This is a genomic window from Paenibacillus sp. FSL P4-0176, from assembly GCF_037975265.1.
GTDB lineage: Bacteria > Bacillota > Bacilli > Paenibacillales > Paenibacillaceae > Paenibacillus > Paenibacillus amylolyticus.
In genome coordinates this window covers 3,041,987-3,055,297 of the sequence record NZ_CP150242.1, presented here as the reverse complement: position 1 = coordinate 3,055,297, position 13,311 = coordinate 3,041,987, and the positions used below count along the sequence as shown (strand labels likewise).

The following is a 13,311-nucleotide window of genomic DNA, read 5'->3' as shown; positions in this document are numbered from 1 at the left end:
TTCTCTTATTTAATTTGGAATCTCAATGGTAAACACGGTGGTCTCTCGCCCACGCCGGGAAAGGATCAGCCGTCCGCCCATTTTCTCCGTATTACGTCGTGCGATGGACAAACCAAGTCCGGTGCCTCCGGTCGCTGTCCGCGCCTCATCCCCTCGTACAAACGGGTCAAAGATCGTTGACCATAGTTCTTGAGGTATGCCCACTCCGTTATCTGCCACCTCTATCACCACATGGGTATGAAGCGGAATGAGTTCGACCCGCAGTTCGGTCCCGATTGGATTATAAGACAGAGCATTGGTAATCAGATTCTGGATGACTCTGGATAACAGCTCCGGATCGTACCTCGCGTAGATCACCTCATCAGGAACAAGTACATGAAGGACAAACTGTTTCTGTTCAATCTCCCCATAAGTATCTGCCATAATTTCGCGCACGAATTCTCCAATCTCTCTTCTCTGAATATGCATGCGAAAATCGGGCGAATCCACCTTGAGCAGCTCCAGCATATTCTGTATCATGCGTGCAACTTGAACGGATTTGTTATAGATGTATCCCAGATATCTTTGCTGCCTGTCCTTGTCCTCCCCACGTCCTTCCACCAATGCCTGCGCATATCCCTGTATAGATGTTATCGGTGTCTTCAGATCATGTGATAAGTCTACAATCAGTCGCTGTTTGCTCTCTTCGGCGTAACGTTTCTCCGCAGAAGTGTTCTCAATGACGTCCGCCATGTAGTTGAAGGTCTCACCTATCTGGACAAATTCCCTCTCGGCTGAGATCGACATACGTGTACTATAATTTCCTTGTATCATCTGCGTAAGACCCGAGGAGAGGATACTGAGTGGTTTTTTGATTCTCCGTGCGACCCAGTAGCTGTAGACAAAGATCAATAATAAAACCAAACCGATGCCAATCATAATGTAAAAGGATAATGGATGTTTCAGATTAGTAATCAACTGATTATCATTAATTCGCACGCTGACCAGATCACGTGGGATTTTGAGCAATACATACGCTGCCGCTCCTTCTGTCGAGAGAGGAGTGATCGAATAATAGTATTCCTGGTCACTCCGATTTTCCAGTCCATCATATAGATCAGCTTCACTGTATTGCGTGATCGCATCTTGCTTGTCTCCCACATGATGAATGACATTGCGATTCGCATCCAGAATTTCAATCCAGCCCCCGCTATCCTTGAGACGTTGAATCTCTGTGTCTTTGCCTTTCGACACCGAACCTCCACCGGAATAAAATTCGTTCTCCAGCTCCTCCACATACATGTGGGCTTCAACATTCAGATTCGGGTCTACCACCTGATCCGAAATGCGAAAATCCACGACATCAAGTGAAACCATAAGGTACACAATCAATACCAGTAACAGCAAAAAGAAGTTGAACAGCAAGAAGTCCAAAGTCAGGGATGTCTGCAACAGTCGCTTTTCTCTAGCTTTCCATGGGCGCTTCAATTTTGTATCCAAGTCCCCTTATCGTTTTGAGATATTCCGGTTGTCTGGAGTCACGCTCGATCTTCTCCCGAATGTTGCTGATATGTACCATAATCGTGCTGTCCTCGTGCGCATAATAGTCGCCCCAGACCGCTTCGTATATTTTTTTACGGGTGAACACTCGGCCAGGTTGATCAAGCAACAATTCCATAATTTTATACTCTGTAGAGGTCAATGTTACAGGACTTCCTGAACGAAAAAGGATACATTGGGATCGATCCAGCGTCAGCTCACCTAATACCAGATTCTGTTCTTTCGCTTCGGGGATCTCCGCTGCATCAAATTGATTAACTCTTCTGAGCAACGCCTCTACTCTGGCGACAATCTCAAGCGGGTTGAACGGCTTCGATATATAATCGTCTGCCCCAAGTCCAAGTCCAAGGATTTTATCGTGATCCTGACTTTTAGCGGATAGGAACAGTACAGGCATGTGATATGTGGCTCTGATCTGTTTGATCAACTGCAATCCATCCATTACAGGCATCATGATGTCCAGTATGACCAGATCGATCTGTGTTGAACGTATGCTTTGTAATGCCTCGGCTCCATTCACCGCAGTTTTAATGGTATAGTCCTTCTCCAGATATAGTTGAAGCAGTTCAACAATCTCTGGTTCGTCATCTGCAATTAATACGGTGTATCTCATGTTATTCCTCTCATTTCCTATACTCTATGCCTATCTCTACATTATTACTATATACTACGTCTCTTAATTCAACCTAAATCATTTCTAAAGATAATCTAAATAAATAGAAATAGAGCCCTGGCTCAGACCAAGGCATTAACTAAAATAGGGCTGTTTTCAGCCTACATTCAAACTTTTCGTTCTTCATTCAGGCTTTTCAATCTTAGATCAACAGCTCAGTCCTTAAGCGAGCGTAGCCACGGCTCCACTTTTCCGAATAAACGTTCCTTGTCATACTGCACATATTGGTTCGCCCGATTGCGCACGGGATCACCCGCGTAGAAACGTTCATATAGATCATGCCTTGCTCCGAGTGGACTTCCGGTCAGCTCCCATGCGAGTTGAAAGAGTCGAATCTTCTCCGGGGCTTGCATCGTTACTCCACCAAGATATTTGCCAATCATGGAACCCATCATTTCATTCATCTCAATCGTACCAGAAGGAATCTGAATCAGACCACCCGCAGCAGTGGTCTTCAAAATCTCCACCGCGCGGGGATAATAGCGATTGCCCAGATTACGTGCGGTTTCAATATATTTGAATTCCGGCAGCCAGTTGCCAAATGCGTCCGGCTTGGACTGTGCTTCAGCAGCAATAATCAGTCCCTCGATAGTCTGCATCTGACTGATCAGCTCTCCAAGTTGTTCCTGCACATTCAGGAAAGAGTCCACCCCAATCTCCTTGGCAATGGATGAGGTCACGGCTGTAATAAACTCCAGTTTCGAGTGTAATCGAATGACACTCTGATGGTAGGCCAGACTGGCCGAAGCTGTATTGCAGCGAATCTGCCATACGGCTTCAGGGTTATTGTGCAGTAATACACGTTCCCAGGGCACAAATACATCGTCAAAAAATAATACAGCATCCATCTCATCATACTGCGCACTGAGTGGATGTGATTTATCTGTATTTTTTGTGGCAAAAGATTCACGACACATCATGTGCAAGCCCGGACTGTCCGCGGCTACAATTACCATATGGGCCAGCTCTGGCAGGTGGCCTGGAATTCGTTGAACGGGATAAGCAATGATATCATCGGCATAAGGCGCGGCTGTTGCCACCATTTTGGCCCCGCGTATCACAACGCCCTCTGTATTCCTTTTGACAATTCGCAGCATGGCATCCTCATCTTCACCAACAGGCAAGGAACGATTAATCTGCGGGTCACGCTGGACAATTGTCAGGAATGCATCGTTTCGTTTGGCTTGTGCAAAATAATCCGATATTTTGTCTGCAAATGCCGGGTCATGTGATGTCATTTCATGTCGTGTTGCATACCAACCGGTCAGCCTGGATCGGGCATAATCAGACAATCGGCTCATCACCCCATACGTCCGATCGGCCCACAGCCGAAAAGCATCCGCCCTGCTGTTTACGTCAGGAAGTGAACGAGGCACAAGAAAAGAGCGATGCACGTAACTTCCCGTCTGTTCGTCCCAATAGGCCACGGTTTCCCTTGTCACCGGGTCATCCACCAGATTGAACAATCCTTCTATGGTTTGAAGTGTTCCCTGAAAGGCCTGATGCCCAGTTACCTGGATACGCTCTCCGTCCAGCCATACATTCCGCTCATCATTCAGCCGTTGAATGTAAGCTTGTCCACGAGACATCGTGATACTCATGATATGTCCTCCCTCTCAGGCACCGGCCTGACATTTCTGTAACTCCATCCTTCTAACTGCTTGAGAAACTATGTAATGATACATTCTGTATCTAATGAAATAGTACTGTGCCTTAGCTAGAAAAGTCAACAGACACCGAGCGATCAGTCCGGTGTCTGTTGGGCCATGCTATTTTAGACTAATTTGGAATACATGTGACGCAGATACCGCCAGCGCACGAGTGCAAAATACAAAATCTGCATGGAAGCAAATACCAAGAAGATGCGCAGGCTGTATCCAAAGACCGAGAAATCAACCAGTTGCTGCAACGCCACAAAGGCAACCGAACTGTGGATGACCGCCACCAGAATCGGCAGGAAGAACATAAGCAATAGCTGCCTTGTTACGATCTTACGGAGTTCGGGACGACTCAGTCCCATTTTGCCAATCATGCGATACTGCGCTTCATCCCGTTCTAGATCTGCGTAAAGTCTGAAATACGTGAAACTTGCTGCAAAGGTGAAGAAAACAATGCCGATCAGGCCGCTCAAAATTAGAATGATGCCATTGGTCTGCTTGGAATTAAGCCAATCCACCACAAGCGCGCTGACCTCGTAATAACCTTTTTCGGAATGATCATCTTGAATGGATTTGATCAATTCAGGAGCAAAGCTGCGTGTACCCATCCAATCTTTCACGATAAATTGTATCGTTCGACTCGAATAGAAACCTTCAGGCATGCCAACTTCCTCGTTGTACGCAGGTCTCATCTTATTAAATAATTCGTCGGTTACGACGTAGAGATAAATTTCATATTGAAAAGGAATTACAATATCGGTACCAGGTGTCGATAGCTGGACAGGTACGTGCTGATTATCAACCTCCAGATTGACCTTTCCTCCCGAGACTCCTTTTTCAACCTGTTCACGGTACTCCTTGCGCATCGCCAAATTGCTTGGTGTCATAAATGACTCATCGATTTGTTTCAACGTACGTTCTTCATACCCCAGTGCCTTCGCAAGACGGTTATAATCACTCAGTTTGATAATCTTCCCATTATTATTTTCACCTATAGGAGCATAACTGCCCTTCACGTAGGGAACTTGATGATCAATCAACGTTTCTTCAATCTGCCGAATATGTCGCTCGGAGTTGGGAGTATCCCAGTTATTCATATAACTGAATGCGTACGGATTCGACATGGACGACAACCCCGGGTCAGCAATAGCAAGCATGGTGCCAATTCCCGTAAATGAAGAAGCCGAGATGATACTTACCATGAAAAACATGATGGCGTTATCTTTCATTCGATAGGTAAGTTCAGATAGGAAGAGCAGATTGGTTTTACGGAAAAACAACCTTGGATTTCTTTTCAGTGCCCGAATGATGTATACACTGAGCTGTGTGAACAGGAAGTACGTACCTGCAATAACAACCACGACACTTGCAAGTAATAACGGAAAGGAGAAGCTTATCCATACAAAAGTGAATACTCCTGCATAACCCCCGCCAATTAACAATACCGATAACAAGGCGAGCAGACGTGATGCTTTGGGTTCCGGTTTCGGTTTTTCCTCTGATTTCACAAGGTCAATGAGAGTTCCTTTGCGGATGAGCAAGGATGATGACATCGCGATCACAACAAACAGCAGCAGAAATGCACCTGCCGTCAGGGCAATGCTTTTTAGCGGAAAATAGAATCGAAGGCTGTTCTCAACAGCCAGCATGGAGCCACAGATCAGCAGAATCAATTTGCCGAAAATAATTCCGAGTCCGATCCCGGTAATGATGGAAGCTAATCCGATACACATGTTCTCCATAAACAGAAGCCGGTTCATCTGTTTACGTGTCATGCCAATGATCAGGAAAATACCAAATTCCTTCTTGCGCGTCTTCAGGAATGAACCAACGGAATAGAGCAGGAACAGGAATGAAAAGATGAATATAATGATCTCTGCAATCATAAACCCCTGATTCGCAAGCAACGTAACCGTCCCACTTGATCCCTTTAAGCCCGCTTTCAAGTCGGGATGGAACAGGAGCAATGCGTAAGTAAAAAAGATCATAACAGAAAATGTACTGCTCAGAAAATGAGCCAGATAAATTCGTTTGTTGCGAACAACGTTATTAATGGCGAACTGGCGAAAATTCATGTCCTGAACCTCCCATTAGGGATAATACATTAATAATCTTCTGGTAAAAGGCTGCGCGATTATCGCCGTAGTGAATCTCATTATACAGTTTGCCATCCTTGATAAAGACAACCCGACTGCAATAACTTGCAGCTACTGCATCATGAGTGACCAGCAGCATCGTAGCCTGATCCTCCTGATTGCGCGTTTCGAGAATCTCCATCACATCTCTTGCCGCCTTCGAATCCAGGTTGCCTGTTGGTTCATCGGCCAGAATCAGCTTCGGGGAATGGATAAGCGCTCTGGCAATGGCCGTACGCTGTGCCTGTCCTCCTGATATCTCATATGTCCGTTTGTTCAGAATACCTTCGATCCCCAGCTTGCTTGCCAGCTGTTCAACACGAGTGTTCATCTCTGCTAGCGAAACACCGTCAAGAGTCAGTGGCAGCACAATGTTTTCCTTGACTGTCAGGGTATTTAACAGATTGAACGATTGAAAAACAAATCCAAGCTCTTTGCGCCGGAACAGCGCGAGTTCGTCCTGATTCAATTCAAACGGATTCTTCCCTGCAATCCGCAGTTCGCCTGATGTTGGATGATCAATGGTTGAGATCATGTTCAGCAGTGTTGTTTTGCCACTACCGGATGGTCCCATGATGCCAACAAACTCACCTTCCTGAATACTGAGGTCAATACCTGATAACGCTTCATAAGATACGATGCCTTTGTAGATTTTACTGATCTGTTTCACAGAACAAATCTCCATGGTTACAACTCCTTAGTGATGTATGAATTCAAAATCAAGTTACATTCATGCTGTGTGCATGTGTATTGTGCGTGGCCTTTCCTGTACTCTTCTGACTACAGTCTATCGAAGTTTTGGCCATTCTCCTATGGTTTAACCTTTCACCAACATGACAATGTTGTAAGGTTGCATCATGAAAATCAAAAAGACGCCTTCGCCCCGATCAGGCAATAGACGTCTATACTTACACTTACACTGTAATATATACTCCACTCACACTTTTTCAACAAAAATACAGACCTCACGTCCCAATCTTATCTTCAACCTGTCACTTCAAGAGTTGAATGTAATTCGGACAGTCGTTCCTTCGCCGTACACAGATTCAAGATCAATCCGATGATTCATCCGTGTTAACACTTCTTTGGCAATATACAGCCCCATGCCTGTGGACTCTTTGAAATGCCGCCCGTTCTCCCCGGTGAAGAAAGGTTGGAATACCCGGTTTAGATCAGACTTCGGAATCCCGATGCCCTGATCCTGCACTTCCAACATGATAGAGCGTTCCGCTTCATATGCACGCACATAGATCTTCTGCCCGTTGCCCGCGGAGTACTTGATTGCGTTCGACAGTAACTGTACCAGGACAAACCGAATCCACTTGGCATCGGATTGTACAACCAACGAAGGTTCTATATGCATCTCTGGATAGACGTGATTGCGAATAAAGAATCGCTTGAGTTCATGGATCGCCTCTTCCCCAGCGGTCCTCAGTATCACGGGTTCCACACTGAAATCCTGCTCGAAGGTATCCAACCTGGCCACATACAGCACAGTCTCCAAACCTCGCCTCATCTGGTCCGCTTCCTCCCGAATGCTTACGAGCCGAGGATCATCATCTTCCTGACCTTCCACGGTCAACTCAATGACGGATAACGGTGTCTTCATCTGATGGACCCACTGGTTCATGAACGTCAGATATTCTTGCTGCCGTTGTTCCAGCCGATGAAGATGAGCATGATACTGGCCGTATTGTGAATCCAACAACTTCTCCAGCGCCAGTGATAAAGGACTTGTTTCGTTCAAGGGTACAAATTCCTTCAGCGAATCCATCGACCGTGACATCCGGGTATAAAAGGAGCGATGTGAATAATAACGATACACCAAATATCCGATGTATAAAAATAATCCCAACGCTACGGCATAAGCAGCCGTGACCCAATCGTTGTAACCGTCATACCAGAACACCGCAACAACGGTGAACAAGATGGCAACAACCCAGCACGTTAAAGCGAGATGTTCTCGTATAAACAATCTCATGATGGTGAAGCGGCCTTCCAGGTATTGTTCAATCGGTAACCCGAACCTCTGACCGTTTCCAGTGCGTCCGTAATACCAAGTTCGGCTAATCGTTTACGCACCCGAGTAACGTTTACGCTGAGTGTATTGTCATCCACAAAAGAGTCATCCCACAGCTTCTCCAAGATTGTCTCTCTGCTCACCAGCTTGGGACTGCGGCGGAGTAACGTTTCCAGCAGAATCGTTTCCTTCTTCGTCAGCTGTACTTTGCGATCACCAAGCTGAATCTCCAGTCTTTCCAAGTACACGACCAAACCGTCCAGTTCCACCTTGCGTTCTTCATCACGAGCAGCATAGTCCCCATATACCCGGCGCAGCTGACTTCGAATTTTTGCTATAACAATCTCATGCTCAAATGGCTTCGTAATATAATCATCCGCCCCGTTCTCCAGTGCCATGACCTGATCCATCTTCCCACTCCGTGCGGAGATAAACAAAATGGGGCATGTAGACAGCGTACGAATCTGGCGGCACCAATAGAAACCATCGTAACTGGGCAAGTTGATATCCAGAAGTACCACATGTGGCTGTACCTGCTCAAACTGTTGCACAATCATCTCAAAATCCTCGACCAGTACGGCCCGGTCCCCGTAGCGTTCAATATGTGATTTCAATAATCCCGCAATCTTGGGATCGTCCTCTATTATCATAATGGTATACATTATTGGATCTCACCTCTGGCAAAATCATAACACAGGATTTATTATCTAGCATCGATTTGCTTACGCCAATCCACAATATCTGCATTCAATTGCTTCAGGTCTCCGGAAGCTTTCTGATCATCGGATAACTTGTATTGTTGCTTCAATGCCAGGATACGATATACACTTTCATCAATTCGGGACTCGGTGATTTTGCCTGACTTTACTGCACTTATTAGCGTATCAAAAATCGTCTTGGCACTCTCATAACTGTGAGCTACCAACAGAATGTCACTTCCAGCTTTGACAGTTGCTAGGGCTGCCTGGTCCAACTTGTAGTTCTTCGCGATTGCACCCATACTCAGGTCATCTGTGATGACGACACCATCATAATTGAACTTCCCGCGCAAATGTTCACCTATAATGACATCCGATAAGGAAGCCGGATGATCCGGGTCCAGCTTCGGGAACAAAATGTGTGCAACCATGACCGCCTCTACCTGCTCCTTCACTGCGGCCTGGAACGGAATCCATTCAAGCTTGGCCAGTTGTTTTTCCGTTTTATTCACGACAGGGAGATCGAGATGGGAGTCCACGGACGTATCACCATGACCCGGAAAATGTTTCACTACCGGAATAATGCCTTCACTACGTAATCCCTTCATCTCTGCAATCCCCATACGTGACACCAGTTCTGCCGAGCTGCCGAATGAACGATCTCCAATCACCGGGTTCTTCGGGTTACTGTTCACATCCAGTACAGGCGCGAAGTCCATATTAAAACCCGCAAGCTGAACCTGTCTCGCCAACAATTCGCCCATCGTTTCAGCAAGCGCGCTGTCTTTCGTCTCGCCTACTTTTCTACTGGAAGGAATGGATTCCACCGTCTCTGGCATACGACTGACTTTGCCGCCCTCCTGATCCACACTCATGAAGATCGGTACCGGGTTGGACTGATTTACTTCCTTGATGGATTGTACAAACTTGGCTGTTCCCTCAAGTGTCGATACATTGTTGGCATAGAAAATAATGCCCCCTACCTTTTGATCCGTAATCATCTGTTTGGTTTGATTATCCAACGTTGTCCCTTGAACACCGGCCAGTATCATCTGTCCAATCTTCTCTTCTAACGTTAATGAACTGAGTTGCTCCTGCACCGGATCGACTTCTTCTTGCGGTTCCTCTTGCACTTCTTCCTGCGGTGGAACGGTATTCTGCTCCGGCGATGAGGAAGATTGCCCTGAGTTAGAGCCAGCGTTCGATCCGGTATTCGAGTCCGTTGAGGAGGAAGGTTTCTGTGCTTGGCCACATGCCGATAAAAGCAGAACGATCCCCAGCAGAAGACACATCATATGCAGTGGTTTTCTCCATTTATTGTTCGAGTTGTACCTATAGTTGTGCAAGGATATTCATCCTCCTTATGTAATGTCATCTTGGCAACCCTTGGGTTCAGGCCTAACCTTATCATAAGGTGGTGGATTTTCAAAATGAGCACTTCTGAGGATTGAATCGTTGTGATGACATATATGCAGCGAAAAAAATGGTTGCTATAGAACCTGAGATGTGGAACTTAATGGTGTTGTGACTAGGCGCGTGTGCGATGTATGTGGAGAATAAAAAGGAGTAACGGTGCAGAAAATGATTTTCTATTGTGAATTTTTCATATGTTGAAATTATTAGTATAGACAAATCGAAAAGCCGCCCAAAGGCGGCCTATTTGTTCGTTTTTGTTTTACTTTTCGTTGTAAATCGTTGCCGTTCAGTGTTAGTTCACCTTTCACCAAACGTTATTAGGCTTCTATTAATGGAGTGTTTGCAACACTTCTGTTGTAAATGGAATGATTTCGGATATGCGATCTTCACGAACTTTGGCAGGCCATTCCGGATCACTAAGCAGAACACGACCCAAGGCGATCAAGTCAAATTCATTGTTCTCCAACTTCTCATTTAATTGATCCAAATGGGCATCACCTGTTCCCTGGTTCTCGGTTGCTCTGTCTACGAATTCAGCTTCAAGACCTACCGATCCAACGGAAATAGCTGGTTTACCCGTTATTTTTTGCGTCCAACCCGCAAGATTCAGCTCAGATCCTTCGAATTCCGGTAACCAGAACCGGCGTGTAGAGCAATGGAATATATCCACGCCAGCAGTACTAAGTGGGGCCAAGAATTGCTCCAATTGTTCTGGCGTCTCCACCAGACGTGCCTCATAATTCCCCATCTTCCATTGGGAGAACCGGAGCACAATTGGGAAATCAGAACCAACCGCCGCACGACAAGCTTCAATCACTTCAACCGCAAATTGGGTTCGCCGTACCAAATCACCACCATAATTGTCGGTCCGTCGATTCGTCTGCTCCCAGAAGAATTGGTCAATCAGGTATCCATGGGCTCCGTGCAGTTCAATGCCGTCAAACCCGATTCGCTGTGCATCCGCTGCCGCTTGGGCAAATGCCTGTACAAGACCTTGAATCTCCTCTTCCATTAATGGTTCACGTGATGGTTCACCTGCCATGCTAACCCCTGACGGACTTACAGGCTCAGCTTCTGCGTTAGGCAAGTCACCGGAACGACGTGCTGTACCCACATGCCACAATTGTGGCATGATTTTGCCACCCGCTTCATGTACTGCTTTCACTACATTAGCCCATCCTTGCAACGAATCTTCACCATGGAATAATGGAATACTCGCTCCACTAACCGAAGATGGATGATTAATGCCTGTACCTTCCGTTATGATGAGCCCCACTCCACCTGCTGCTCTGCGACGATAGTATTCAGCAACTTCTGGTCCAGGTACGCCCTCTGGTGAGAATCCGCGAGTCATGGGTGCCATAACGATTCGATTAGACAATGTTAGCTTGTCCGAGGTGAAAGGTTTGAATAATGCTGAAGGTACGTTCATAGTACATTGCTCCTTTGCAATTGGAAGTGTGGAACTCCGCATCCACATGAAATGCGACATGCTTTTGTATATTGTAACACGTGTAATCCAGTTGACTGGTTTAGGATTATTTCTCTATCCATTTTATAGTTTCTTAATTTTATTTTCAAATTTTCGAAGTTGGGCGTTCAAACTACTCTTATAGAAAAAAAAAAGAAAGCTACCTTACGGCAGCCTCTGTTGGATCACACTACCGAAGCAGTCTGATATACACTCTACTACATCTTAAAGTATTTTCCCGGTCACCAATAATGTGGATGTAGCATAGTATATAATCCATAATCTTCCTTCCAATTTAATTAGCATTCACGGGGATATCACTGCGATTCACTCGAAGCAATTTCCCTGATGAAGTTGATAACACATCCGGATCGGTACCCAGACCAAAGTAGAAGTCACCCTCGTTCTCTTCGAAAGACTTGGCATACGTGTCCTGGTTAAAACGTAAAATCTCATTCCATGTGGTCAGATCCGTTGATTGGTAGACCCGATTGATATACAGATTGGCACTTTGACGAGTGTACGTAAGCACATACACCTTGCCATCACGCAAAAGCACATCGGTTGGGAGCGCCTTGGCATCCGGGAGATTAACTCGCCTTGCCTGATTGATGTCGGTCATGACATTCAAAGATTTGGGCAGCAGCTGCCCATCATTAAACACGCCACCTGCTATATAGAGCAACTTGTTATTGAAGTTAACATTTTTGCCTATTTTATTATAAGGAATCGTGCCCGTTTGATAGGTTAGTCCAGGCAGCATTTTGTTACCATAGATGACAACATCCCGTTTCTCAAGATTTTCATTAATCTCCAAAATATTAGTTTTGTCATTCCATATTTTATTGGCAGGATACATCATGCCAGATGCATATAACTTGCCATTAAGATGGAACATGGTATAAGCCCGGAAACCAAACGTATTAATAGTCGCATATTTCTGCCAAGTTTCACCTTCATTATGAGAGATTAGTATGGTTGGTTTGGACTCCGTACCCAGCGCGGCAAACATCTTACCCTGATACGATGCCAAATCGTATACGTGTACACCCAGCGGCAGATTGCGATATTTGGTCCACACCTCTCCATCCAGACGATAGAAGTTACCCAGTTCCCACTGTTCACTATCGGAATCATTGCCAGGAATATATAACTTGTCGTTTAGTACTCTGTAGATATCAATCTGTTCCTCATCCACATACATCTTCGTTGATGGCAAGATGCTCGGGTTGCTGTTCGTCACCGACTGGGTCTTGAATTTTGCATTCGCTGTATCATAATAAATGACTGGAATAGGACCTGAATTAGGAGCTACGCCCAGATTGCTACTATTTCCGTGGCCCAAATATATCTTGCCGTTGTACAGTTGCATGTCCCAGACGTTATTAGCATATGGTGTTTTGGTAAAAGGTCTGCCTAGCAGTTCGATCTTCGATGTTACATCGGCTGAACTGATCGGTGCATTCGACACCTTGGCAAGGCCACGTTCCGTCGCAGGGGGTTGACTCGTTGACGTGGTGTTTTTTGGCTTGGAGTTCCCCATAAGCATCCAGCTCATTCCTGCGACAATGGTCAAAATTACGGCTGTCCATTTTGTATGTCTCTGCATGTCCGCTTCCTCCTTCATTTTTTCATCATCATTACCTTCACACCAAGATGATACAAATTGTATCTTTTTATACTATGTAAAACCACCCGCAC

Annotated in this window: 10 protein-coding genes; all 10 read right to left on the bottom strand. The window is 45.7% G+C overall.

All coding sequences use genetic code 11. The annotated features are described in order from the left end of the window. Positions 1-9: 9 nt before the first annotated feature. The 10 genes from MKY95_RS14095 to MKY95_RS14050 all read right to left on the bottom strand — a co-directional run bounded on the left by MKY95_RS14095 (position 10) and on the right by MKY95_RS14050 (position 13,219). Positions 10-1,479 carry a HAMP domain-containing sensor histidine kinase gene (locus MKY95_RS14095; protein ID WP_338708664.1) on the bottom strand — a complete coding sequence of 490 codons (1,470 nt, stop codon included), beginning with the start codon at positions 1,477-1,479 and terminating at the stop codon, positions 10-12. Then, positions 1,445-2,152, bottom strand: coding sequence for a response regulator transcription factor (locus MKY95_RS14090; protein WP_338708663.1), 708 nt, complete (start codon positions 2,150-2,152; stop codon positions 1,445-1,447). Before MKY95_RS14090 ends, MKY95_RS14095 begins: the two co-directional genes overlap by 35 nt. A 215-nt stretch (positions 2,153-2,367) precedes the next feature. After that, on the bottom strand, positions 2,368-3,813 hold the full coding sequence (locus tag MKY95_RS14085; RefSeq protein WP_338708662.1) for a 4-hydroxyphenylacetate 3-hydroxylase N-terminal domain-containing protein: 1,446 nt from the start codon (positions 3,811-3,813) through the stop codon (positions 2,368-2,370). A gap of 173 nt (positions 3,814-3,986) precedes the next feature. Next, on the bottom strand, positions 3,987-5,945 hold the full coding sequence (locus MKY95_RS14080; RefSeq protein ID WP_339199279.1) for an ABC transporter permease: 1,959 nt from the start codon (positions 5,943-5,945) through the stop codon (positions 3,987-3,989). Further along, positions 5,920-6,690, bottom strand: coding sequence for an ABC transporter ATP-binding protein (locus tag MKY95_RS14075; RefSeq protein ID WP_036608600.1), 771 nt, complete (start codon positions 6,688-6,690; stop codon positions 5,920-5,922). The genes MKY95_RS14080 and MKY95_RS14075 overlap by 26 nt, the downstream gene beginning before the upstream one ends. Before the next feature lie 312 nt (positions 6,691-7,002). Further along, complete coding sequence (locus tag MKY95_RS14070) at positions 7,003-7,986, bottom strand: sensor histidine kinase (protein WP_338708660.1); 984 nt, start codon at positions 7,984-7,986, stop codon at positions 7,003-7,005. Next, positions 7,983-8,687 (bottom strand): response regulator transcription factor, encoded by a 705-nt coding sequence (locus MKY95_RS14065; protein WP_036608604.1) that lies wholly within the window; start codon positions 8,685-8,687, stop codon positions 7,983-7,985. Before MKY95_RS14065 ends, MKY95_RS14070 begins: the two co-directional genes overlap by 4 nt. 41 nt (positions 8,688-8,728) lie before the next feature. Beyond that, the gene (gene nagZ / locus MKY95_RS14060) at positions 8,729-10,069 is read right to left on the bottom strand and encodes a beta-N-acetylhexosaminidase (protein ID WP_243391426.1); all 1,341 of its coding nucleotides are present in this window, start codon (positions 10,067-10,069) and stop codon (positions 8,729-8,731) included. Between the two features lie 398 nt (positions 10,070-10,467). Further along, a complete protein-coding gene (locus tag MKY95_RS14055; protein WP_338708659.1) occupies positions 10,468-11,571 on the bottom strand; it encodes an NADH:flavin oxidoreductase in 1,104 nt (367 codons plus the stop codon). A 334-nt stretch (positions 11,572-11,905) separates the two neighbouring features. After that, positions 11,906-13,219 (bottom strand): hypothetical protein, encoded by a 1,314-nt coding sequence (locus tag MKY95_RS14050; RefSeq protein ID WP_338708658.1) that lies wholly within the window; start codon positions 13,217-13,219, stop codon positions 11,906-11,908. Positions 13,220-13,311 lie beyond the last annotated feature (92 nt).

What these genes read in the sequence shown, in the direction of transcription:
- MKY95_RS14090 (WP_338708663.1), bottom strand. Translation starts at nt 2,152, where the DNA reads ATGAGATACACCGTATTAATTGCAGATGACGAACCAGAGATTGTTGAA.
- MKY95_RS14085 (WP_338708662.1), bottom strand. Translation starts at nt 3,813, where the DNA reads ATGAGTATCACGATGTCTCGTGGACAAGCTTACATTCAACGGCTGAAT.
- MKY95_RS14080 (WP_339199279.1), bottom strand. Translation starts at nt 5,945, where the DNA reads ATGAATTTTCGCCAGTTCGCCATTAATAACGTTGTTCGCAACAAACGA.
- MKY95_RS14075 (WP_036608600.1), bottom strand. Translation starts at nt 6,690, where the DNA reads ATGGAGATTTGTTCTGTGAAACAGATCAGTAAAATCTACAAAGGCATC.
- MKY95_RS14070 (WP_338708660.1), bottom strand. Translation starts at nt 7,986, where the DNA reads ATGAGATTGTTTATACGAGAACATCTCGCTTTAACGTGCTGGGTTGTT.
- MKY95_RS14065 (WP_036608604.1), bottom strand. Translation starts at nt 8,687, where the DNA reads ATGTATACCATTATGATAATAGAGGACGATCCCAAGATTGCGGGATTA.
- MKY95_RS14055 (WP_338708659.1), bottom strand. Translation starts at nt 11,571, where the DNA reads ATGAACGTACCTTCAGCATTATTCAAACCTTTCACCTCGGACAAGCTA.
- MKY95_RS14050 (WP_338708658.1), bottom strand. Translation starts at nt 13,219, where the DNA reads ATGCAGAGACATACAAAATGGACAGCCGTAATTTTGACCATTGTCGCA.